This is a genomic window from Methylobacillus rhizosphaerae, from assembly GCF_900187985.1.
GTDB classification, from domain to species: Bacteria; Pseudomonadota; Gammaproteobacteria; order Burkholderiales; family Methylophilaceae; genus Methylobacillus; species Methylobacillus rhizosphaerae.
In genome coordinates this window covers 29,174-51,242 of record NZ_FZOA01000002.1, presented here as the reverse complement: position 1 = coordinate 51,242, position 22,069 = coordinate 29,174, and the positions used below count along the sequence as shown (strand labels likewise).

Sequence of the window (22,069 nt, the reverse complement as noted above, 5' to 3'; positions counted from 1 at the left end):
GCCTGGATAGGAGAAAACAAAAAGGCCCAAACCGAAGTCTGGGCCTTGATGGAATTTTGGAGCGGGAAACGAGTCTCGAACTCGCGACCTCAACCTTGGCAAGGTTGCGCTCTACCAACTGAGCTATTCCCGCGTTGCTTCACAGCAAAATCATTTTCTGGAGGCGCGAGCCGGAGTCGAACCGGCCTAAACGGCTTTGCAGGCCGCGGCATAACCGCTTTGCTATCGCGCCATAATCAGCATCAGATGCAACATCTGATAAAACAAGAAAAACCTGCTTACTGTTTTCCTCTTTAAATCCTGGAGCGGGAAACGAGTCTCGAACTCGCGACCTCAACCTTGGCAAGGTTGCGCTCTACCAACTGAGCTATTCCCGCATCGAAAGAAGGCGCCATTCTAAGGATTTTAAGAATTGTGTCAAGCGTATTTTGCAACAATCACCCTGCCTTCATGCGTGGCCACGCGGCTTTCAAGTAATAAGCCATTGACAGTAATGTCAAAAATGCCGCGATGTAAATCAGCACTTCGCCAAGAAAATTGATACGCAATGATCCAATCGGATCGTGATACAGCAGGAGCAGGATGGCAGCCATTTGTGCCGCTGTCTTGATCTTGCCGATATTCGCCACTGCAACGCTGCCACGCTCCCCTACTCCAGCCATCCATTCGCGCAATGCGCTGATGGCAATTTCACGTCCGATGATGATCAGTGCAACCACTGCACCTACGCGATCCAGCTCTATCAGCAGTATCAATGCCGCTGCCACCATGAGTTTGTCTGCCACGGGATCAAGGAAAGCGCCAAAAGCGGAAGTCTGGTTGAGCACGCGTGCAAGGTATCCATCAAACCAGTCAGTAATAGCGGCAAAGGCAAAAATAAACGTAGCCAGTACATTTTTGTCATGGATGGGCAAGCTGCTTGCCGGAAAATAAAAAATACCCACAAAGATCGGGATGCATACTATCCGCATCAGGGTCAGGCTGTTGGGAACATTCCAGAACATCAGTGCAACTCCTCATAAATTTTCTGTGCCAGCGCCTGGCTGATGCCATCCACTTGCGCAATTTCGTCCACGCTAGCATTTTTCACGCCATCCAGGCCGCCGAACCGGGTCAACAGGCTCTTGCGTCGCTTGGCCCCTATCCCGCTGATATCTTCCAGGCTTGAATGCATGCGCGCCTTGCCACGCTTGGCACGATGCCCTGTAATGGCGAACCGATGAGCCTCATCCCGTATTTGTTGCAACAAATGCAGCCCCGGATGATCCTTATTCAATCCTACCGGCGTGTCGCGCTCGGGGAAAAACATCTGCTCCAACCCTGGCTTGCGCTCCTCGCCCTTGGCGATCCCGACCAGTTGGATATCTGCCAGGCCGACTTCGCTCATGACTTCTACCGCCACACCCAACTGACCTTTCCCGCCATCAATGAAGATCAGGTCAGGACGTTTACCCTCACCTGCCGCGACCTTGCGATAGCGGCGCGTCAATGCATCTCGCATGGCAGCATAATCATCGCCCGGGGTAATGCCGGTGATATTGTACCGTCGATATTCGGAATTCTGCATATTGCCTTTATCAAAGACCACACAGGAAGCCACTGTCGCCTCGCCCATGGTATGGCTGATATCGAAGCATTCAATACGCTCGGTGCTTTCCGACAGGGCCAGCGCTTCCCGCAACGCGGTCAGGCGAGCCTGTTGATTGGCCTGCTGGGCAACACGCTGGGACAGGGCCAGCTCGGCATTGGTCTGGGCCATCTTGAGCCAGACGCGCTTATCGCCGATCGGATTGGTATTGAGTTTGATCTTTCTACCCGCCTGCTCCGAGAACACTTCTTCCAGGGCTGCAGTTTCCAGCGCCGCGCCGACAACCAGCAAAGGGGGAATGGCACCTGTCATATAGTGCTGTTCGAGAAAGGCTTCTACCGTAGTTTCCAGATCAGCGCCATCCGCATTGCGGGGGAAGAAGCTCTTGTCACCCAGATGATGACCCCCACGAATCATGACCAGGTTGACGCACCATTGCCCTTGCAGTTCGACGCAGGCAATCACATCGGCATCGCTGACGCTGAAATCACTGACAAACTGCTTGGCCTGCACCTGGTGCAGGCTCTGGATGCGGTCACGATACACGGCAGCCATTTCGTATTCCATTTGCTCTGCCGCTTCGTTCATCTTGATACCCAGCTCATCCATCACCTGCTGCTCCTTGCCCTGCAGGAACAAGGTAGCGTGCATCACGTCGCTGCGGTAATCCTCTTCGGAAATGAGTCCGACGCAAGGAGCCGTGCAGCGCTCGATCTGGTGCAACAGGCAAGGCCTTGAACGATTGGAAAACACGGTATTCTCGCAAGTACGCAAGCGGAATACTTTCTGCAGAAGCTGGATGCTCTCACGCACCGCCACGGCATTGGGGAATGGGCCAAAATAGCTACTGCCCTTACGTTGCGCTCCGCGGTGGAAAGCAAGGCGGGGGAAATCATCTCCGCTCAAACTGATGTAAGGGTAGGATTTATCGTCGCGGAACAACACGTTATACCGCGGCATGAAACTTTTGATCAGGTTGTTTTCCAGCAACAGGGCTTCTGCTTCAGAGCGCGTTACTGTGGTTTCAATACGGGTGATGTTGGACACCATCATGCGCGTACGCGGGCTGGGCAGGTTTTTCTGGAAATAGGAAGACACCCGCTTCTTGAGATCGCGCGCCTTGCCTACATAAATGACTTCATCCCGCTCATTGATCATGCGATACACGCCCGGCAAGTTGGGCAGGTTCTTCAATACCGGTTTGGGGTCGAATGCATCCGGCTTTGGGGCGACAGGTGAATCAGTTTTGCTCAATTGCAGTTACTTGTATTAATCACTGTCCAGCAGATCGCCTGCCACCGCCCAGTTCTCACCTTTCACCTCTTCAAAGGTAATGTAGGTATAGGACTTGGGCTTGTTGGCAATGCGTTCCAGCGTGTCGGTAACCTCTGCAGCGATCTTGGCTTTCTGCTCCCTGGTCAGTGATCCGGCAACCTTGATATTGACGTATGGCATGATGTTCTCCTGATGATGAATATGGAAGACAGGATATCAGTGTGTATGCGGATGGTCATGGTCGTGATCATCGCACTCATGGTGAGGCTCACTGGCTTCCTTACCGGTCAGCCAGCATCCTGCCGCTCCTGAAGTCAATGCATCCACTGTTTCCGGCTGCAACGTGACATGCCCGATATTGAAACGCTCATGCAGCATATGGCGCAAATCGCTCAGCACAGGATGCCAGTCCCGCATATCTTCCAGCACCACATGGGCAGAAAGTGCTGTCTTTTCCGAGGATAATGCCCAGATATGCAGATGATGAATCTCCCGTACCTTGGCGGTGGCAGTCAGGGCATGCTCGACTGCCTGGATATCGATATGCCGCGGCACACCTTCCATCAGCACGTGCAATACCTCATTCAGCAAGCGCAATGTCGATATCAGGATCAATACCGCAATGAAAATCGACAGTATCGGGTCAATCGGCATCCAGCCTGTAAAGTAAATCACGGCACCAGCCACCACTGCAGCAACTGATCCAAGCAGGTCGCCCAGGACATGCAGCAATGCTGCCCGGCTGTTCAGGCTATGGTGTCCGGAATGCAGCATCCAGGCCACGACAATATTGATCAGCATGCCGATGAATGCGATCAGCATGACCTCTCCACCTTGTACAGGTTGTGGTTCTACCAGCCGATGCACGGCCTCGTAAGCAATACCGGCAATGACAGCCAGCATCAGCAGGGAGTTGACCAGGGCAACAATCACCTCGGCGCGCACCAGCCCAAAATTATGTTTCCGGGTTGCTGGCTTACGCGCTACCCAGCTGCCCAGCCAGGCCAAGGCAAGCGCCAGCGCATCGGATACCATGTGCCCGGCATCACCCAACAATGCCAGCGACCCGGTCCACCAGCCGCCAATGGCTTCGACCACGGCAAACCCTGCAATCAGGATTAAGGGTAGAAGCAATGACGGCGCTTTGCCGTCGTGGTCGTGATGATGGTGGTGATGTTGATGAGTTCCCATAGGGTTGTAATGCTAGCAGGCATAAGCCCAATAAAAAAGCGGCACAGACAAATTCCTGTCAAAGCACCGCAGCTGTCATCCCATCCTTTATAATATCGCCCAATCTTTAACCCCATGCTCCCATGCTAAGCTATCGTCACGCATTCCATGCAGGCAACCATGCCGATGTCCTCAAGCACTTTGTGTTGCAACAAGTGCTTGCCTATAGCAACCAAAAGGACAAACCCTACTGGTATATCGACACGCATGCCGGGGCTGGCATGTATGCGCTGGATCATGGCTACGCCGTGCAGAATGCGGAGTTCGAGCAAGGAATCGCGCGCTTATGGAATGCTCAGGATATGCCGCAGCCACTGGTTGAGTTTGTGCAACTCATACGCGGCAATCATCCAGATGCAACACCCAGGCGCTATCCTGGCTCACCCAGCGTTGCACAGGCCCTGTTGCGCACTGATGACAGAATGCGCCTGTTTGAATTACATTCCAGTGATTTCAAGCTGCTAGCTCGGCATTTCCAGTCTGCGGGACGCAAGGTTTTGCTGGCGCAGGAAGATGGGTTTTCCGGGCTGAAATCATTGCTGCCCCCTCCTCCGCGCCGGGCAGTCGTGCTGATAGACCCACCTTATGAAGAAAAACGGGATTACCAGCGCGTGGTCGACGCATTAAAAGACAGCCTGCAACGCTTTGCCACAGGCACTTACCTATTATGGTATCCATTGCTGCAACGCCCGGAAATCAGTGTCATGCAGGAAAAGCTGCTCAAACTGGGAGCACCTAGCTGGCTGCATGTTACCCTGAGTGTCCATGCACCTGCTGCGGATGGCTTTGGCATGCACGGCAGTGGCATGTTTGTCATCAATCCCCCCTGGACACTACCCAAGACACTTGAACAGGCAGTACCTTACCTCGTCGACGTGCTGGGCCTGGATCAGGGCGCGCAATATTCGCTGGAACATCATATTCCCTGAACATTGCTCAGGCACACTTACTTTTCGTCTATCCCAATCTAGTAAAAAAGGAAACTGAATGGAATCTCCCCGCAATAGCAAGATGAGCCCGCTGAGTGCCATCCTGTTCGGCAGCCGCTGGCTGCAACTGCCGCTTTACCTGGGCCTGATTGTGGCACAGCTGGTCTATGTCATCCATTTCATGGTGGAGCTGACACACCTGATTGCACGCCTGCCTCACCTGAATGAAGCCGACATCATGCTCATGGTACTGGGCCTGATTGATGTGGTGATGATTTCCAACCTGCTGATCATGGTCATTGTCGGCGGTTATGAAACCTTTGTTTCCCGTCTCAACTTGAATGGTCACCCGGACGAGCCGGACTGGCTTTCCCACGTCAATGCCAACCTGCTCAAGGTCAAGCTGGCAATGTCCATCATTGGAATTTCCTCGATCCACCTCCTCAAGACGTTCATCAATGTGGAGAACCTGGATGACAAAACCCTGATCTGGCAGACCGTGATCCATATGGCATTCATTGCTTCTGCCGTTTCCATCGCCTGGATAGATCGCATCATGGCGCATCCTGACGCGCAGAAACACTGATGTAACGGCCATACCGGCAGCAGCTCTCAGCTGCTGCCTATCCGCACTCAATGACCGTAGCGCAATTCAAATAGCTGGTACAACCACATTCCTGCCACCATGGCGATAACGAATATCGCACTACTGATACCGCCAACTCCCAGGCTTGCCACTGCTGGGCCTGGACAATAACCCACCAGCCCCCAGCCAATCCCGAACAATGCTGCACCGCCTATCAGCCTGGTATCAAGCTGCCTGTTTTTCGGTATCTGCATCTCCTGCCTGAGTACGCTACGCTCTTTAGCACGCATGATATAAAAACCAACTGCAGCCACCGGGATCGCTCCCAGCATGACAAACGCCAGTGAAGGATCCCACACCCCAGTGATATCCAGAAAAGCCAGTACTTTCCCCGGATTGATCATGCCCGAGAGAACCAGCCCGGCTCCGAACAATAGTCCCGCAATCAATGCCGTCACCAATGGCACCCATTGTTGCCTATCCTCCATGGCGCACCCACACCGTCAGCATGGCAGCCGCCATGAAAATCAGGGTAGCCACGATTGAGCGCAACGACAGCCTTGCAATACCGCACACACCGTGTCCACTGGTACAACCATTCCCCAGCCGGGTACCAAAACCGACCAGCAGCCCGGCACTGATCAATAATGGTATTTCGCTCGTCACTTCCATCTCTGGCAATTGCCAGAAAACTGCATACGCAACAGGTGCAAGCAACATGCCGAACAGGAAGGCAACACGCCAGGTGCTCGCCCGGCCTGTCCGACGCAGGCTTCCCGCAACAATACCGCTGATCCCTGCCACCTTGCCATTTGCCACGACCAATATTAAAGCCGCCAGCCCAATCAATGCTCCGCCAGCCAACGAGGCCAGTGGCGTTGCATGTTCCCAATCAATCATCATGACGCTATATCTCCTCTCCATTCTGCTGTTTGCCGGAAAACAGTTTACGCAGCCAGTCATCCAGTAAGGCTTTTTCATGTCGCATGGCATCTGTCGCATCGGGCCGTGCATTGAAGAGATAAGTCAGGTTGCTTAACCTGGCCTCGCCCTGTTTCAGCACCATTCCCTGCGCATCGCGCAATTCATAATGCAGCGTGATACGTGGCGGATAGATATCACGCACTATACGAAGATCAGGATTGAGCGGCATCACCCATGGTTCAAAGCCACCAGCCATATCAATGTCACTGACATCCACCTTGAGTTGCTGGCCCGGCGCCAGATAAGTGGCCGCTTTTTTCACGAAATACTGCTGCAGCTGATCCAGATACCGACTATCCGGCGGGCCGTCATGCGTCCTGGAAATATCAGTGAATTTTTCAGGCGCGATATATTGCAACGTCACCCTTGGACTGACTTTTTCTGCCGCCTGTGCCGCGTTCAGGTACATCCCCAGGCACACGAGAAGGAAACCATATCGCATATCAAAACCTTTTGATGTTAATGATGAAATAGCATTCCCTCTGCCGCAGAACTCTCTATTGCCTTACATCCGTCCCAACACTCACATCTTCCCGGTTCAAGCTGCAGAAAGCAAACAAGCCGCATAATGCGGCTTGCTGGTTTCACTTTTCAATCGCTTCCGATCAGCTTGCAACCTCTGAAATCGGAATGATCTTCCTGACGTATTCAGGCATCTGGTCAAAATTCAGGTATTTGTAGATGCTATCCGCATTCTTGCTCAGCTTGTCACCTACCGTATCCAGATACTCTTCCTGAGTCGGGATGCGTCCCAAACGCGCACATACCGCTGCCAATTCGGCAGAGCCAAGATAAACGCGTGCATCCTTGCCCATGCGGTTATCAAAGTTACGCGTAGAGGTCGAAAACACCGTCGCCTTATCCGCTACCCGCGCCTGGTTACCCATGCACAATGAGCAGCCCGGCACTTCGGTACGTGCGCCAGCCACGCCAAATACAGAATACACACCTTCATCACGCAGCTGGCTTTCATCCATACGAGTCGGCGGCGCAATCCACAGACGCGTTGGAATGCCACCAGCGCCTTCCAGCACCTTGGCTGCAGCGCGGTAATGGCCAATGTTGGTCATGCAGCTGCCGATAAAGACTTCGTCGATCTTGTCGCCAACCACGGCGGACAGCGGCTTGATGTCGTCCGGGTCGTTCGGGCAGGCCACCAAGGGCTCCTTGACTTCATTAAGGTCGATCTCAAGCACATAGGCATATTCCGCATCTGCGTCAGGTTGCAGCAATTGCGGATCAGCCAGCCAGGCTTCCATGGATTCGATACGGCGTTGCAAGGTGCGTGCATCCTCATAGCCGTTATCTATCATGTTTTGCATCAACACGATGTTGGACTTGAGGAATTCGATCACTGGCTCCTTGTTCAGGTGCACAGTACAGCCGTTGGCAGAGCGCTCTGCCGAGGCATCAGCAAACTCGAATGCCTGCTCTACCTTTAGGTCAGGCAGACCTTCAATTTCCAGAATGCGGCCATTAAAGATGTTTTTCTTGCCCTGTTTGCCCACCGTCAGCTCACCCTTCTGGATGGCAGCGTAAGGAATGGCATTCACCAAGTCGCGCAGCGTGATGCCAGGCTGCATTTCACCCTTGAAACGCACAAGTACGGATTCCGGCATATCCAGCGGCATCGCTCCCATGGCAGCCGCAAACGCCACCAGCCCGGAACCTGCCGGGAAGGAAATGCCGATCGGGAAACGGGTATGGGAGTCGCCGCCAGTACCTACAGTATCCGGCAGGATCAGGCGGTTGAGCCAGGAATGGATCACGCCATCACCGGGACGCAGGCTGACGCCGCCACGGCTGGAAATGAACTCTGGCAAGGAATGCTGCAACTTGATGTCGACCGGCTTGGGATAAGCAGCTGTATGACAGAAGCTCTGCATGACCAGATCAGAGGAAAAGCCCAAACAGGCCAGCTCCTTGAGTTCATCCCGTGTCATGGCACCGGTTGTATCCTGCGAGCCGACAGTAGTAATCTTGGGTTCGCAATACGTGCCAGGACGCACACCCACACCTTCAGGCAGGCCACAGGCACGCCCGACCATTTTCTGGGCCAGGGTATAGCCCTTGCCGGTATCTTCTGGTGCAATCGGCTTGATGAACAGGTCAGAAGCCGGCAGGCCCAGCAGCTGACGTGCATTGCTGGTCAGGCCGCGGCCCACGATCAGGGGAATACGACCACCCGCGCGGACTTCGTCCGGCATGGTCAACGGCGCAAGATCAAATCTGGCGATTTCAGCACCTTGTTCATTGAGCACTTTGCCATCGTAAGGGCGCACAGTAATCACATCACCAGTCTGCATGGCGCTCACATCGCACTGGATGGGCAAGGCGCCGGAGTCTTCTGCCGTGTTGAAGAAAATAGGGGCAATCTTGCCACCCAGCACCACACCCGCAGTACGTTTGTTCGGAATGTAGGGAATATCATTGCCCATGTGCCACTGTACAGAGTTGATCGCAGACTTACGTGAAGAACCCGTGCCCACCACATCACCGACGTAAGCCAGTGGCAAGCCCTTCTGCTTCAGGGTTTCTATGGTATCAAGGCCATCTGGCATTTTATTGATCAGCATGGCCTTGGCATGCAATGGAATATCAGGGCGTGACCAGGCTTCCTGTGCCGGTGACAGGTCATCTGTATTGGTTTCACCATCCACCTTGAACACCACCAGGCGGATCTCTTCCGACAATGCTGCACGGCTGGTAAACCATTCACCTGCTGCCCAAGACTCAATCAGCGTTCTGGCATGCGTATTGCCTGCTTTCATTTTTTCGGCCACGTCATGGAATGCATCAAACATGAGAATGGTATGAGACAGCGCCTTGACTACCTGGGGTGCCAGTGGCGTATCCAGCAATGCCACCAATGCCTGCACATTGTAGCCACCCAGCATGGTGCCCAGCAGCTTGACTGCATGCTCCGGACTGATCAACGCAGAAGTGGCTTCTCCCTTGGCAATATCCGCCAGGAAAGCTGCCTTGACGTAAGCTGCCTGATCCACCCCGGCTGGAATACGGTTTTCCAGCAAATCGACTAGCTCCTGCTCGTCTCCTGCAGGTGGATTTTTCAACAACTCCACCAGGGCTGCCGTCTGCTCCGCATCAAGCGGCAAAGGCGGCAAACCGGCAGCAGCACGTTCTTCTACATGTTTTCGATAAGCAATTAGCATGGTTTTCTATTAATTCCTGATAACGTGAGACGGCAAAACATCCTGATATTCAGGTCTGATTCCCAACAGGCGTTCAGGCAGCATCAACACTCACTGCCAAAATACGTTTTGCACGACATGAATAGGGCAATTATACAGCTTTGCAGCCTGCTTATAAAACGCCAACCGTTTTCAACATGCAATGAACGTGCCTGTTTTTACAGTCTTTTTACGCAAATGAATCTTGTTTGCATAAAAACCGACCCTGTCACGAAATATTCATAGTTACCAGATCATCATGTAACACCATCACACTTGCCTAATCTGCATTAAAATAATGCGGCCTACCTGCAGGCACAATGGTGCATGACACCTTAGGCGTGCACCTGTTCAGCGCAATATCGTATGGTTTGCATTATTGGGAGCAAGTCATAGCAATCCGAGATTTTGTCAATCGCAGATGTCAGGTAAAATCACGTTTTTCCAACGCGGATCGTAACTGCCCGACCTAGATACAGTCACGCGCATCCGCATTTACACCATGCAAAAAGGTTTACTGATGGAGCTTACCCCCCTCAACGCACTTTCTCCCCTTGATGGTCGCTATCAATCCAAGCTGGATCCGCTGCGTCCCTATTTCAGTGAATATGCGCTGATTCGCTTCCGTGCATTGATTGAAGTTGAATGGCTCAAGGCGCTCTCTGCTGAAAAAAACCTTGAGGAAATTGCACCATTCAGTGCATCCACCATCAAGGAGCTGGATAAAGTCATTGCAGCATTTGGCGAGACAGAAGCGTTGCAGGTCAAAGCTATCGAATCCAGAACCAACCATGATGTGAAAGCCCTGGAATACTGGCTCAAGGAACATTTCGACGGTAATCATGAAATCCGCGAAGTCAGCGAATTCATTCATTTTGCCTGCACATCTGAAGATATCAACAATCTCTCACACGCCCTGATGCTCAAGCATGCGCGTGATGAGGTGATCGTGCCTGCCGTTGATAAGATCATTGCCCGCCTCACCGAGCTGGCGCATGAACTGGCAGAGGTTCCCATGCTGTCACGCACGCACGGGCAGACCGCCTCCCCCACCACACTGGGCAAGGAACTCGCCAATGTAGTGTATCGCCTGCGCCGCCAGCGTGAACAATTGGCAAAGAATGAAATCCTCGGCAAGATCAATGGCGCAGTTGGCAACTTCAATGCCCACTTGTCAGCTTACCCGGAATTCGACTGGGAAAACTTTGCCCGCGCCTTTGTGGAAAGCCTGGGTCTGACCTACAACCCTTACACCATCCAGATCGAGCCCCACGATTACATGGCAGAACTGTATGATGCCGTTGCACGCATCAACACTATCCTGATCGACATCGACCGCGATATCTGGGGTTATATTTCCCAGGGTTACTTCAAGCAGAAGGTGAAAGAAGGCGAAGTCGGCTCCTCCACCATGCCGCATAAGGTCAACCCGATCGACTTCGAGAATTCCGAAGGCAACCTGGGGCTGGCCAATGCCGTGCTGCGCCACCTGGCAGAAAAGTTGCCGGTTTCCCGCTGGCAGCGTGACCTGACTGATTCCACCGTGTTGCGCAACATGGGTGTTGCGCTGGGCTATGCCCTGCTGGGCTATGACTCCTGTCTCAAGGGCCTGAACAAGCTGGAAGTCAACCTGCAGCGCCTGGCAGAAGACCTGAACAACAACTGGGAAGTATTGGCCGAGCCGATCCAGACTGTCATGCGTCGCTATGGTGTGCCCAATCCTTATGAGCAGCTCAAGGCCCTGACACGCGGCAAGGGCGGCATCAACAAGGAATCACTGCATGCCTTCATCCAGGAGCTCAAGATTCCGGAAGAAGCCAAACAAGCCTTGTTGCAGCTGACTCCAGCCACTTACACGGGAAAAGCTGGCGCACTAGCGAAATCCATTTAAAAAATTTTGATTCCCTTGTGCCTTTGCGTCTATTTCCCGCCCAGGCTAACCTAGCCACGATCCAGGCCATCAACGCATATTTTCTTGCGTTCGTGGCCTGGCTGTTGCTGGCGATCCCAACTGCTCATGCAGCAGACAACCGGTACAGTGTCGACATATCCGCCCCCTCTTCTGTCGACGATATGCTGGAAAAACACCTTGAAATCAGGCGCTGGCTCAACAGTCCGCGCATGAACACTGCAGAATGGCACCGCCTGCTGCAGGCAACACCGCGCAATATCGAGGACCTACTCACCACTGAAGGCTATTTTTCTCCCCGCATAGAACAATCCGTGGAAAACGACAGGGAGGGCAATATCACCAAACGCCGGGCAACATTCACGATTGACCCAGGCGAACCAGCCACCATCCAGGATATTGATATCCGCTTCAGCGGCGCCATTACCTCACAAGCTGCCAGCGAACAACCTGACATCGCGCATCTGCTTGAAAGCTGGTCATTGAAGCAGGGAATGCGCTTCAGCCAGGATCGCTGGGACAGCGCCAAACGCGGACTACTTAGCGGGTTGGTGCTGAACCGCTACCCGAATGCAAAAATCACCAGCAGCAAGGCGGTAGTCGATGCTGCCAATAATCAGGTAAAACTGTCCGTGGAAATCGACAGTGGTGCACCATTCCGCTTTGGTGGCTTGGAAATCAATGGCTTGCAGCGCTACCCCCCCGATCTGGTCGAGAATATCAACCCCATCAAGCCCGGGGAGACATACAGCCAGGCCCGCTTATTGTTTTTCCAGTCTGAATTGCAGGCCAGCGGCTATTTCAGTAATGTCGAAGTAACATCGCGTACCGATGATGCTGATCCGGATGCAGCACCCATTATTGTCAATGTGACAGAACTGCAATCCATACAGGTCGGGATCGGGGTCGGTGCCAGTACCAATACAGGTGCCCGCACAACGCTGACTTACCAGGATCTCAATCTGTTCAATCGCGGATGGCGCTTCACTAACACGTTCAAACTGGAACAAAAGGCACAGTCCCTGTCGTCACTGATCCGCCTGCCGACAGACAGCAATGGTTTTCGCGACAGCTTCAATGCCGACCTCAAGCGTATTGATGTGGAAGGCCAGATCACCTCGACCCTGAGCACCGGTGTCAAGCGCGCCTGGGGCCCGCGCAGTTTTGAACAAACCGTGGGAGCCGGTTACCTGCTGGAACATGTCGCAGTTGATGGCAGTGAGTCGCAGAACAATTATGCTGCGACACTCTCTTACGGTATTACCCTGCGCCGCACCGACAATGAGCTGAACCCGACACGTGGTTATTTATTCAATGCAGTATTTACCGGGGCACCACTGGATGTCATGGCCCGTGGCCAGTTCTTGCAAAGTTATGCCAAGACCCAGGCCTATTACCCCATCACACGCAGCACCCAGCTCATTACCCGGCTGGAAGTCGGCGCTGTCAGCGGTGCCAACAATGCCCCGGCCACTTACCTGTTCCGTGCCGGTGGCGACCAATCCGTGCGCGGCTACGCCTATCAGAGCCTGGGGATCGCAGACGGCGATGCCGTCGTAGGCGGTCGCTACCTCGTCACTGGTAGTATCGAAGTCATCCAATGGTTGACCGCATCATGGGGCGCAGCTGCATTTGTTGATTTCGGCAACGCTGCCAATAATATGCATGACCTCAAACCTGTCTATGGCTATGGCCTGGGTGCTCGCTTCAAGAGTCCTGCCGGGCCTATCGGCATTGATATCGCCCATGGCCAGGAAACAGGTGAATACAGGTTGCACTTCAACCTGGGAGTGACATTCTGATGCCAAGGCGCCTGCTCCTGATACTCATGTTGTGGTTCCTGCCTTGCATCGCGCCTGCCTACGCCTTGATCCAGCTCAATTCCAGCCTGCAGGACCTGCATTACGACACTGGCAGCATGGAAATTGACCTGTTGCAATTCAAGAGCCAGCTGCGCCTGCTGCCAACACGGGAAGGCCGCCTGCGCGTGGATCAGCTGCATGCAGAGCGCCTGGTCATCACCATGAAGGATGTACCGGCAGAGGAAAATCCTGCAGAACCGGCATCCAGCCTACCGGACCTGCCAGACACTATTCGTATACCGTTCCCGATCGAAGTCGACCAGGCCGCCATTGATGAAATCGAGATCATTGCCGGCAACAACCATAAAATCTTGCGCCATGTCACGCTCAACCTCACAGCCGACGGCAGCAACATACACCTGCAACTGGCGCGGGCAGAAACGCCCTGGGGCAACATCACAGCCGACTTGTCACTGCAGAACAGCAAACCTTTCCCGCTCTCGGGCAATATCCATGTCCTGCAATCCCAAGGCAGCGCATTGTATGACCTCAATACCATACTGTCTGGCGATCTGCAGGCATTGCGGTTTGAAATGCATAACCTGTTTGCCATGCAGGATGGTACGCCTGCACTGGTAGCAACAAACAGTTCCCTGCCCGCCGCAGGTCGGCTGGATATCACTGGCGAAGTAGGTCTGGCTGGCAAACTGCCATTGAACATCAATGTCAGCCTGCGCGACCTTGCACCTGATGCCCTCGGTCAGAACATGAAAGCCAGGTTAAGTTTCGACCTGGCAGTCAATGGCACCATCATGCCTGCGACTGATCTCAATCTCAGTTTCTCCAGCCTGGACAGCCAATGGCGTGGCCAGCCCTTGCAAGCGACAGCCAGCCTGCATCTGCTTGATAACATTCTGAATGCCGTGCATCTGGATGCATCAATAGGCACCAACCATCTGACCGCGGAAGGCAGTCTTGGCGACCCCGACAGCCACCTCACTTGGCAAGCCTCACTGCCCACACTCGCCCTGCTGGATGCCGCATTGGCAGGCAAGGCAGATGCCAGCGGCAAGATTTCCGGCACACTGGATGACCTGCATGCCGACTTCCAGTTACTGGCAGAAAATCTGCGACTGCCAGGCAATATCAGCGCCCGGAAAATCAGTGGCAACGGCAAGCTTCACACCATGGGTGACCTCAATGCCGAGCTGACAACCGAAGGCCTACGCCTTGATCAAGGCAGCTTCATTGACGGCAAACTGGTACTGAATGGCAATCGCAGCCAGCATGCATTAACGCTGGAAGCCAGCAGCCCCAGCCTCAAACTGCAATCCAGGCTGGCAGGCGGTTTTGACGCAGAAGGAGCCTGGATCGGTGCTTTACAGGAGTTCAGTTACAAAGCTGGCGCCCCCATCACGCTGCAGGCGCCAGCGCCTATCCGCTACGATAATGCAGACCTGTCGATTGACAATCTTGCCCTGCAATTCAGGCAAGGCCTGATCAGCCTGGACACCTTGCGGCAGGGCGCGCAAGGCATGCACACGCGCGGACGTATCGAACACCTGGCCCTGCGCGATATCCCTCCCCTGTTTTTCACCCTGCCTGCCAATCTCAAGGGCAACCCTGTATTCTCGGGGCAATGGAATATCCAGGCAGAAGAATCTCTCAATGGCAGCATCACATTACAGCGTGAATCCGGCGACCTGGCTGTCGTGCGCGAAGGCATGGCAGACCAGCCCCTGGAACTGGGTGATATCACCCTGCAACTCAATATGCAGGACAACAGGGTAGACTTGGCAAGCACCATCCAGGGCAACAAGCTGGGCAATATTACCGCCCATGCCAGCACCATACTAAGTGGCGAGAACGGCATATTTACCCTGGAAAATCATGCTCCGCTGCAGGCCAACCTTGAAGCCAACCTGTCCAGCCTCAATTGGCTGCCTACGCCGGATATGCAGGCAGATGGCAATATCATCATTGCCATCAATGCCTCAGGCAGCGTCGGACAACCCATGTTCAACGGTTATATCCGCGGGCATGACCTTGCGCTGTCCCTACCTGCCGAAGGAGTCAACCTGAATCAGGGACAGCTGGATGCCAGCTTGTCCGGGGACACGATCACATTGAACACACTGCGCTTCACCGGTGGCAAAGGCAGTATCACCGCCGGTGGTGACATTCGGTTGATTGCCGGCAAGCCGGATATCCATATTGATTGGCAGCTGGATAATTTCACTGCGGCAGAACGTACTGACCGCCTGCTGGTACTTGAGGGTACGGCAACGACCACACTGCAGGATAAGCAACTGCTACTGGATGGTGATTTGCGCATTATTCGCGGGCTGATTGAATTGGCTGATGAAAGCGCCCCCAAGCTGGGCAATGATGTTGTTGTAGTGGGCCGCGAACAGGAGCAGGATAACAGCCCGCTCCAGATTGCCATCGGCAAGCTCAGGATCAACTTGGGAGAAGAGGTTGTTGGCATTGTCGATCCTGGCAAGCAGCTCTTGTTGCGCGGTTTCGGGCTGGATGGCTACCTCACCGGCATACTGACACTATCCGGCATCGTCCCGGACAAGCTGCGCGCGGAAGGTTCCATCATGGTCGGCGGGACTTACATGGCATACGGACAACTGCTCAATATCGAAAAAGGCATCGTCAACTTCAGCGGCCCCGTAGACAATCCCGGCCTCAATATCACTGCCATGCGAGACAACCAGACAGTGAAGGCCGGCGTCGAAATCACAGGCAATGCGCAGATGCCTACCGTCAAGCTCGTCTCGACGCCTGAAGTGCCTGACAGTGAAAAACTCTCGTGGCTGGTCTTGGGTACCGGCCTGGATCAGGCAGGCAAGAATGAATTCGCCATGCTGTCTCTCGCTGCGGGCGCCCTGCTTTCCCAGGGCCAATCTGTTCCCCTGCAGACCAGGATGGCACGTGCAGCCGGGCTGGATAGCTTCAGTATAGGAGGCAGCGATATGGAAAGCTCAACTGTCAACTTCGGCAAACGCCTGTCTTCCAAGCTCTATCTCAGTTATGAAAAAAGCCTGACCGGCTTGCTCAATGTCGCCAAGCTGACCTACACCATCAGCAAGAACTGGTCTGTCGTTTCGCAGGCAGGCTCGGAAAGTGCAGTGGATGTACTCTATACTTTCCGCTTCCATTGACGGAGATCATGACCATGACAGAAATATTGGTACTTTATTACTCCCACGGTGGATCTGTCCGCGACATGGCAAAACTGATTGCCCGCGGCGTATCGTCCGTCGCAGGCGCACAGGCCCGCTTACGCACAGTTCCCAGGATATCAGCCAATCATGAAGCCACAGAACCCGACATTCCTGGCAGCGGCGACCCTTATGTGGAACTTGCCGACCTGAAAGAATGTGCTGCGCTTGCCCTGGGCAGCCCCACCCGCTTCGGCAATATGGCAGCCCCGCTGAAATATTTCCTCGATGGCACTTCCAGTCTCTGGCTGGACGGTGCCCTGATCGGCAAACCCGCCGCAGTGTTTACCTCTACCGGCTCCCTGCATGGTGGACAGGAAAGCACCCTGCTTTCCATGATGCTGCCACTTTTACACCATGGCATGCTGCTGCTGGGCCTGCCCTACTCCGAGCCAGCATTGCTCAATACCAGCACGGGCGGCACGCCCTACGGTGCCAGCCATCTTGCCGGCACCATGGATGACAAGGCCATCAGCACAGATGAAAAAGCCTTGTGCATCGCACTGGGAAAACGCTTGGCAGAAACCGCTCTCAAGCTGAAACAGAGCAGTTGAAACCACAATGGGAATTTTTGTGTCATTAGTTGTGAAAGAGGCGTGAAAAGCGCGCCGTGACTCGGTTATAATTGGAGGATGCGTATTCTTCTCTCCAATGACGATGGCTACTTTGCTCCAGGACTCAATATCCTGGCTCAGCACCTGTCCAAGGTTGCTGATATCGTAGTTGTTGCACCAGAACGGGACCGTAGCGGTGCCAGCAATTCCCTGACTCTGGACAGGCCTTTATCCCTGCACCAGGCCAGTAATGGCTTCTACTATGTCAACGGTACACCTACAGATTGCGTGCACCTTGCCGTTACCGGCATGCTGGACCAGTTACCGGATATGGTGATTTCCGGCATCAATGATGGTGCCAATATGGGAGACGACACGATTTATTCCGGCACTGTCGCAGCGGCAACCGAAGGTTTCCTGCTGGGTGTGCCCTCATTTGCGGTGTCCATGTCGCGTCATGGTGTGCAGCATTTTGAGACTGCTGCCAAATTCATGGTGAGCCTGGTCGAGCGTTACCAGAAAGACCGCTTCCCTCCCCCTGTCCTGCTGAATATCAATGTGCCAGATGTGCCATTCGAGCAAATCCAGGGCACGGAAGTCACCAGACTGGGCAAACGGCACAAAGCAGAATCTGTTATCAAGTCCACCACACCCCGCGGCCAGACCGTATACTGGATTGGCGCGGCTGGCAGTGCGCAGGATGCCGGGGAAGGGACGGATTTTCATGCCGTCAGCCAGAATCGCATTTCCATCACTCCATTACAAATCGACCTCACGCAATACAGCCAGCGTGAACAGGTCAACAACTGGCTTGCACGTTAAAACATGAGCAGCACTGCATTACGTGGCATTGGCATGACTTCGCAGCGTACGCGCGAACGCATGCTGACCCGCCTGAGCGAAAAAGGCATCCGGGACGAAACAGTACTGACTGCCCTGGGTGCCATTCCACGGCATATTTTTGTGGATGAGGCATTATCTTCACGTGCTTATGAAGATGGCTCTCTTCCCATTGGTTTTGGCCAGACAATCTCGCAGCCCTATATTGTGGCCCGAATGACCGAGATATTGCGCAATGGCCAACCCCTGGGGAAAGTACTGGAAATCGGCACAGGCTGCGGCTACCAGACAGCAGTACTTTCCAAGGTTGCCAAGGAAGTCTATTCAGTGGAGCGCATACGCCCGCTACTCATGAAGGCCCGCAATCACCTGCGCGAACTCAAGTTGTCCAATATCAAGCTCAAACACGCAGATGGTTCCATGGGCATACCGGAAATGGCACCTTTTGACGGTATTATTGTCACAGCAGCTGCGCGCCAGATTCCGCAAGAGTTGCTTGAGCAACTGGCGGTGGGGGGACGCATGGTAATTCCCGTGGGTACGGATGAACAAGTCCTCTACCTGATCGAACATATCAAGACTGCAGCGGGCTCTGAATTCAGGCAGAATAAACTGGAAGCAGTAAAATTTGTACCGCTGTTAGGTGGGACCAACTAAATGCATTTAACCAAACATATCAATAAATCCTGGCTGATCAGCCTGCTACTCATTGGTTGCAGCACAACGGAACACGCACCGGTAGTAGACCGCACCAATACAGGCAGACAGACTACCACAACGCAAGCATCGCCTATCCCGGATGCACAGTCGGGCAGCGAGTCACAACCCAACATCCATATCGTGAAAAAGGGGGAAACCCTCTACAGCATCGGACTGGAAAGTGGGTTTGACTACAAGGAAATCGCACAGCTCAACAATATCGCTCCTCCCATCTATGCCATTCACGTGGGACAGCAGCTCACCCTGCCTGTGCGCGCTGCAGCAACCACTGCGGACACTTCCGGGGCTACTGCCGATGAAGATGGTGTCGTGATTACCCCCCTCAATACATATGGCGACAGCGGCACTGCCGTAACACCAGCTGAAACAGCCGCTGCAGCATCCACCAGCGGCATGCTGACAGAACCCAAGGCAACACGCCAGCCTTATAGCGCGGCCGCGCTAAATGCGCCCGTTCCTGCTGCTGTACCACAGGTTGCAACAGCAGCGGCAAGCACGCCGGCTGCAGCTCCCGCAGCCACCACCTCTACGACTGAAGTTCAGCAGAGTAGTACTGCCACCCCTCCCGCCGGCAGCAGCAATGTAGATGGCATTCAGTGGGCCTGGCCAACCAGTGGCAAAGTCATTGCCGGCTTCAATGATTCAGCCAGCACCAAAGGGCTGGATATCGGGGGTACGACCGGGCAGTCCGTCCATGCTTCAGCAGCAGGCAAGGTGATTTACAGTGGTTCTGACCTGCGTGGCTACGGCAAGCTGGTTATTATCAAGCACAACAGCACTTACCTTTCCGTCTATGCCCATAACAGCAACATTCTCGTCAAGGAAGGCCAGCAAGTCACCCAGGGACAGAAAATTGCCGAAATGGGCAGTTCTGATACCGATAAAACCAAGCTGCATTTCGAAATCCGCCGCCAGGGAAAATCGGTAGATCCGGCGAAATACCTGCCCAAGAACTAAGGCCAGCAGACAAGAAAACGGGCGGTTTTAACTCCTCCCTACGGCCAATAAAAAAGGATAGTCATGCGACTATCCTTTTCTTTTGTACAGCCCAATTATCTGACAAGCACTATTTGTTGGCCGCGGCTTCCTGCTGAGCATAGTACTCGCGCACTTGCGCCATATCGTAGGCTCTTGCCCATTCGATGATCTTTTCAAACGCCGGTGCCCCGATCTCACCCACCTGCGCATGAATACCAGCTTGTTCGCGAATCACCAGAATTCCGGGAATCTTGCTGACTTCGAAATATTCACCAATTTCCGGATCTGTATCCGTATTCACCATCCCGAAGACGATATCAGGATTTTTCTCGGATGCCGCTTCAAATACTGGCGTGAAAGCCACACAGGGTTGACACCAAGGTGCCCAGAAATCAACGATTACAAAATCATTGCTTTCTATGGTTTGCTTGAAGTTGGCTTTGGTGAGCTGCAAAACAGGCATGATTAAATCCCGCTAATTGATGGAATATTTCATTATATCAGACCTGCTTATCAGGCGACCGGATTACCCCAGGCACTATCAAAGAACAGCTCGCCCAATGCGCGGCGGCTACGCTCTGCCATTTCCTGCTCCCTGGTTTCATCATCCAGGGTGGCAGGATCAGCTGCATAACCTACCGCAATCATGGCAATGATCTCGATCTGCTCTGGAACGGCAAATGCCGCACGTAGCTTGTCTGCATCAAAACCAGCCATCTGGTGGGCCATCAGGCCGAGAGCAGTCGCCTGCAAGCAGATATTCTCCGCTGCAGCACCTGTGTCATAGGCGGCCCAACGGTTAGGCTTGCCATTGTGGTTGAATTTGGTATCCGCAGCGATCAGGAACAGTAATGGCGAGTTTTTCACCCATCCCTGGTTGAATTCCACCAAGGTATCAAATGCCTTCTGCCAGGCGGCGGCATCCTTGTTCTTGTCCCAGACAATGAAACGCCATGGCTGGTCTCCATAACAGGATGGCGCCCAGCGTGCAGCTTCAAGCAAGGCAATTTTCTGCTCCTGCGTCACTGCCTTATCGGCATCATAAGCACGGCCACTCCAGCGCTGGGCGATCGTATTATCAATAGCAACACTGGTGATTGCGGGTTTTTTCATTTTGTTATCCTTGTAAAGTGGGGTAATCGGTATAGCCTTTGGCATCGCCACCATAGAAAGTGGCATGATCGGGCGCATTCAATGGCGCATCCTGCTGGAAACGCGCTACCAGGTCAGGGTTGGCAATATATAAAGCACCATAGGCCACTACATCCGCATGGCCTGACGCAATGGCAGCATTACCCTTGGCCTTGTCATAGCCGAGATTGGCGATATAACTGCCATGGAAATGCCGACGCAAGGCAGCAAAGTCAAATGCAGGTAGGTTATCCCCTCCCATGCCACCTTCAACCACGTGAAGATAAGCCAGGCCAAACGGATTCAGGCTGTCAGCCACATGATTGAACAATGCCTGCGGGTTGGAATCACTGATATCGTTGAACGGGTTCAAAGGGGAAATCCTGACACCCACACGATCAGCGCCTGCCACCTCAACTACCGCCTTGGTGACTTCCAGTAATAAGCGAGTGCGATTCTCCATGCTGCCGCCATATTCATCGGTGCGATGATTGGTGCCATCGCGCAGGAACTGATCGAGCAGATAGCCATTGGCCGCATGGACTTCCACACCATCAAAACCGGCATCCAGAGCATTTTGCGTGGCACGCGCATAATCCGCCACAATGCCGGGCAGCTCTTCTATCGACAATGCACGCGGTGTGACAAAGTCCTGCAGGCCTTCATAAGTGAATGCCTGTCCTGCCGGCTTGATGGCTGACGGCGCAACCGGCAAGGCATGACCAGGTTGCAGCGATGGATGGGAAATACGGCCTACATGCCAGAGTTGCAGTACGATCTTGCCACCCTTGGCGTGAACGGCAGCCGTCACCTGCTTCCAGCCTTCCACCTGCTCCGAGTCATGAATGCCGGGGGTTGCCGGATAGCCATGTGCAGTGGCAGAAATCGGGGTTGCCTCTGTAATGAGCAAGCCAGCGGAAGCCCGCTGCGCATAATACTCAGCATTGATAAGCTGCGGAACATTGCCTTGACCAGCGCGATTACGTGTCAATGGCGCCATTGCGATACGATTCTTGAGTGCAATACTGCCCAGCTTGGTTGGACTGAATAAATCAGCAGTCATGGATATTCTCCGAAATCAAATAGTAAAACGCCATCCCGGAAAATCAGGAGGCGTTTTAT

General features: G+C 53.8%; 20 protein-coding genes and 3 tRNA genes. 9 read left to right on the top strand and 14 right to left on the bottom strand.

Annotated elements, in window-relative coordinates:
- Window positions 1–57: 57 nt before the first annotated feature.
- The 7 genes from CHB59_RS02505 to CHB59_RS02475 form a co-directional block, all read right to left on the bottom strand.
- Window positions 58–133, bottom strand: a tRNA-Gly gene (locus CHB59_RS02505).
- 25 nt (window positions 134–158) lie between these two features.
- Window positions 159–232 (bottom strand) — tRNA-Cys (locus tag CHB59_RS02500).
- A 69-nt stretch (window positions 233–301) separates the two neighbouring features.
- Window positions 302–377: transfer RNA gene (locus CHB59_RS02495), tRNA-Gly, on the bottom strand.
- A gap of 60 nt (window positions 378–437) precedes the next feature.
- Window positions 438–1,004 (bottom strand): CDP-diacylglycerol--glycerol-3-phosphate 3-phosphatidyltransferase, encoded by a 567-nt coding sequence (pgsA, locus tag CHB59_RS02490; protein ID WP_089374666.1) that lies wholly within the window; start codon window positions 1,002–1,004, stop codon window positions 438–440.
- The gene (gene uvrC, locus CHB59_RS02485) at window positions 1,004–2,842 is read right to left on the bottom strand and encodes an excinuclease ABC subunit UvrC (protein WP_089374665.1); all 1,839 of its coding nucleotides are present in this window, start codon (window positions 2,840–2,842) and stop codon (window positions 1,004–1,006) included. The genes pgsA and uvrC overlap by 1 nt, the downstream gene beginning before the upstream one ends.
- Window positions 2,843–2,857: 15 nt before the next feature.
- Entirely contained in the window at window positions 2,858–3,043 is a 186-nt protein-coding gene (locus tag CHB59_RS02480; protein WP_089374664.1) for a tautomerase family protein, read from the bottom strand.
- A gap of 36 nt (window positions 3,044–3,079) precedes the next feature.
- Window positions 3,080–4,054 (bottom strand): cation diffusion facilitator family transporter, encoded by a 975-nt coding sequence (locus tag CHB59_RS02475; protein WP_089374663.1) that lies wholly within the window; start codon window positions 4,052–4,054, stop codon window positions 3,080–3,082.
- Window positions 4,055–4,176: 122 nt separating this feature from the next.
- Here CHB59_RS02475 and CHB59_RS02470 point away from each other — a divergent pair, with 122 nt between their 5' ends.
- Together CHB59_RS02470 and CHB59_RS02465 are read left to right on the top strand one after the other, a co-directional pair.
- Window positions 4,177–5,022 carry a 23S rRNA (adenine(2030)-N(6))-methyltransferase RlmJ gene (locus CHB59_RS02470; RefSeq protein ID WP_089374662.1) on the top strand — a complete coding sequence of 282 codons (846 nt, stop codon included), beginning with the start codon at window positions 4,177–4,179 and terminating at the stop codon, window positions 5,020–5,022.
- 58 nt (window positions 5,023–5,080) lie between these two features.
- A complete protein-coding gene (locus tag CHB59_RS02465; RefSeq protein WP_089374661.1) occupies window positions 5,081–5,608 on the top strand; it encodes a TIGR00645 family protein in 528 nt (175 codons plus the stop codon).
- Between the two features lie 47 nt (window positions 5,609–5,655).
- Here CHB59_RS02465 and CHB59_RS02460 read toward each other — a convergent pair whose 3' ends face one another.
- From CHB59_RS02460 to acnB, 4 genes are all read right to left on the bottom strand, one after another.
- Window positions 5,656–6,096, bottom strand: a complete 441-nt coding sequence (locus CHB59_RS02460; protein ID WP_089374660.1) for a YeeE/YedE family protein — start codon at window positions 6,094–6,096, stop codon at window positions 5,656–5,658.
- Complete coding sequence (locus CHB59_RS02455) at window positions 6,086–6,511, bottom strand: YeeE/YedE family protein (protein WP_089374659.1); 426 nt, start codon at window positions 6,509–6,511, stop codon at window positions 6,086–6,088. Before CHB59_RS02455 ends, CHB59_RS02460 begins: the two co-directional genes overlap by 11 nt.
- Before the next feature lie 4 nt (window positions 6,512–6,515).
- A complete protein-coding gene (locus tag CHB59_RS02450; RefSeq protein WP_089374658.1) occupies window positions 6,516–7,034 on the bottom strand; it encodes a DUF3016 domain-containing protein in 519 nt (172 codons plus the stop codon).
- 163 nt (window positions 7,035–7,197) lie between these two features.
- Entirely contained in the window at window positions 7,198–9,765 is a 2,568-nt protein-coding gene (gene acnB, locus CHB59_RS02445; protein WP_089374657.1) for a bifunctional aconitate hydratase 2/2-methylisocitrate dehydratase, read from the bottom strand.
- A 538-nt stretch (window positions 9,766–10,303) separates the two neighbouring features.
- On the opposite strand from acnB, the gene purB reads away from it, so the two are divergent.
- The 7 genes from purB to CHB59_RS02410 all read left to right on the top strand — a co-directional run bounded on the left by purB (window position 10,304) and on the right by CHB59_RS02410 (window position 19,795).
- Complete coding sequence (gene purB, locus CHB59_RS02440; protein WP_089374885.1) at window positions 10,304–11,674, top strand: adenylosuccinate lyase; 1,371 nt, start codon at window positions 10,304–10,306, stop codon at window positions 11,672–11,674.
- 17 nt (window positions 11,675–11,691) lie between these two features.
- Complete coding sequence (locus CHB59_RS02435) at window positions 11,692–13,494, top strand: autotransporter assembly complex protein TamA (RefSeq protein ID WP_245835012.1); 1,803 nt, start codon at window positions 11,692–11,694, stop codon at window positions 13,492–13,494.
- A complete protein-coding gene (locus CHB59_RS02430; protein ID WP_089374656.1) occupies window positions 13,494–16,664 on the top strand; it encodes a translocation/assembly module TamB domain-containing protein in 3,171 nt (1,056 codons plus the stop codon). Before CHB59_RS02435 ends, CHB59_RS02430 begins: the two co-directional genes overlap by 1 nt.
- 14 nt (window positions 16,665–16,678) lie before the next feature.
- Complete coding sequence (gene wrbA / locus CHB59_RS02425; protein ID WP_089374883.1) at window positions 16,679–17,278, top strand: NAD(P)H:quinone oxidoreductase; 600 nt, start codon at window positions 16,679–16,681, stop codon at window positions 17,276–17,278.
- 78 nt (window positions 17,279–17,356) lie between these two features.
- Window positions 17,357–18,100, top strand: a complete 744-nt coding sequence (surE, locus tag CHB59_RS02420; RefSeq protein WP_089374655.1) for a 5'/3'-nucleotidase SurE — start codon at window positions 17,357–17,359, stop codon at window positions 18,098–18,100.
- Window positions 18,101–18,103: 3 nt separating this feature from the next.
- Window positions 18,104–18,775 (top strand): protein-L-isoaspartate(D-aspartate) O-methyltransferase, encoded by a 672-nt coding sequence (locus tag CHB59_RS02415; protein ID WP_179212044.1) that lies wholly within the window; start codon window positions 18,104–18,106, stop codon window positions 18,773–18,775.
- On the top strand, window positions 18,776–19,795 hold the full coding sequence (locus CHB59_RS02410; protein WP_089374654.1) for a peptidoglycan DD-metalloendopeptidase family protein: 1,020 nt from the start codon (window positions 18,776–18,778) through the stop codon (window positions 19,793–19,795). It begins immediately after the preceding gene.
- 109 nt (window positions 19,796–19,904) lie between these two features.
- On the opposite strand, the gene CHB59_RS02405 is transcribed toward CHB59_RS02410, so the two are convergent.
- The 3 genes from CHB59_RS02405 to CHB59_RS02395 are packed head-to-tail and all read right to left on the bottom strand — an operon-like array spanning window position 19,905 to window position 22,010.
- Window positions 19,905–20,279 carry a thioredoxin family protein gene (locus CHB59_RS02405; RefSeq protein ID WP_089374653.1) on the bottom strand — a complete coding sequence of 125 codons (375 nt, stop codon included), beginning with the start codon at window positions 20,277–20,279 and terminating at the stop codon, window positions 19,905–19,907.
- A 50-nt stretch (window positions 20,280–20,329) separates the two neighbouring features.
- Entirely contained in the window at window positions 20,330–20,929 is a 600-nt protein-coding gene (locus CHB59_RS02400) for a nitroreductase family protein (protein ID WP_089374652.1), read from the bottom strand.
- Window positions 20,930–20,933: 4 nt separating this feature from the next.
- On the bottom strand, window positions 20,934–22,010 hold the full coding sequence (locus CHB59_RS02395; RefSeq protein WP_089374651.1) for an alkene reductase: 1,077 nt from the start codon (window positions 22,008–22,010) through the stop codon (window positions 20,934–20,936).
- Window positions 22,011–22,069: the final 59 nt, after the last annotated feature.

What these genes read in the sequence shown, in the direction of transcription:
- pgsA (WP_089374666.1), bottom strand. Translation starts at nt 1,004, where the DNA reads ATGTTCTGGAATGTTCCCAACAGCCTGACCCTGATGCGGATAGTATGC.
- CHB59_RS02480 (WP_089374664.1), bottom strand. Translation starts at nt 3,043, where the DNA reads ATGCCATACGTCAATATCAAGGTTGCCGGATCACTGACCAGGGAGCAG.
- CHB59_RS02475 (WP_089374663.1), bottom strand. Translation starts at nt 4,054, where the DNA reads ATGGGAACTCATCAACATCACCACCATCATCACGACCACGACGGCAAA.
- CHB59_RS02470 (WP_089374662.1), top strand. Translation starts at nt 4,177, where the DNA reads ATGCTAAGCTATCGTCACGCATTCCATGCAGGCAACCATGCCGATGTC.
- CHB59_RS02465 (WP_089374661.1), top strand. Translation starts at nt 5,081, where the DNA reads ATGGAATCTCCCCGCAATAGCAAGATGAGCCCGCTGAGTGCCATCCTG.
- CHB59_RS02460 (WP_089374660.1), bottom strand. Translation starts at nt 6,096, where the DNA reads ATGGAGGATAGGCAACAATGGGTGCCATTGGTGACGGCATTGATTGCG.
- CHB59_RS02455 (WP_089374659.1), bottom strand. Translation starts at nt 6,511, where the DNA reads ATGATGATTGATTGGGAACATGCAACGCCACTGGCCTCGTTGGCTGGC.
- CHB59_RS02450 (WP_089374658.1), bottom strand. Translation starts at nt 7,034, where the DNA reads ATGCGATATGGTTTCCTTCTCGTGTGCCTGGGGATGTACCTGAACGCG.
- acnB (WP_089374657.1), bottom strand. Translation starts at nt 9,765, where the DNA reads ATGCTAATTGCTTATCGAAAACATGTAGAAGAACGTGCTGCTGCCGGT.
- purB (WP_089374885.1), top strand. Translation starts at nt 10,304, where the DNA reads ATGGAGCTTACCCCCCTCAACGCACTTTCTCCCCTTGATGGTCGCTAT.
- CHB59_RS02430 (WP_089374656.1), top strand. Translation starts at nt 13,494, where the DNA reads ATGCCAAGGCGCCTGCTCCTGATACTCATGTTGTGGTTCCTGCCTTGC.
- wrbA (WP_089374883.1), top strand. Translation starts at nt 16,679, where the DNA reads ATGACAGAAATATTGGTACTTTATTACTCCCACGGTGGATCTGTCCGC.
- surE (WP_089374655.1), top strand. Translation starts at nt 17,357, where the DNA reads ATGCGTATTCTTCTCTCCAATGACGATGGCTACTTTGCTCCAGGACTC.
- CHB59_RS02415 (WP_179212044.1), top strand. Translation starts at nt 18,104, where the DNA reads ATGAGCAGCACTGCATTACGTGGCATTGGCATGACTTCGCAGCGTACG.
- CHB59_RS02410 (WP_089374654.1), top strand. Translation starts at nt 18,776, where the DNA reads ATGCATTTAACCAAACATATCAATAAATCCTGGCTGATCAGCCTGCTA.
- CHB59_RS02405 (WP_089374653.1), bottom strand. Translation starts at nt 20,279, where the DNA reads ATGCCTGTTTTGCAGCTCACCAAAGCCAACTTCAAGCAAACCATAGAA.
- CHB59_RS02400 (WP_089374652.1), bottom strand. Translation starts at nt 20,929, where the DNA reads ATGAAAAAACCCGCAATCACCAGTGTTGCTATTGATAATACGATCGCC.
- CHB59_RS02395 (WP_089374651.1), bottom strand. Translation starts at nt 22,010, where the DNA reads ATGACTGCTGATTTATTCAGTCCAACCAAGCTGGGCAGTATTGCACTC.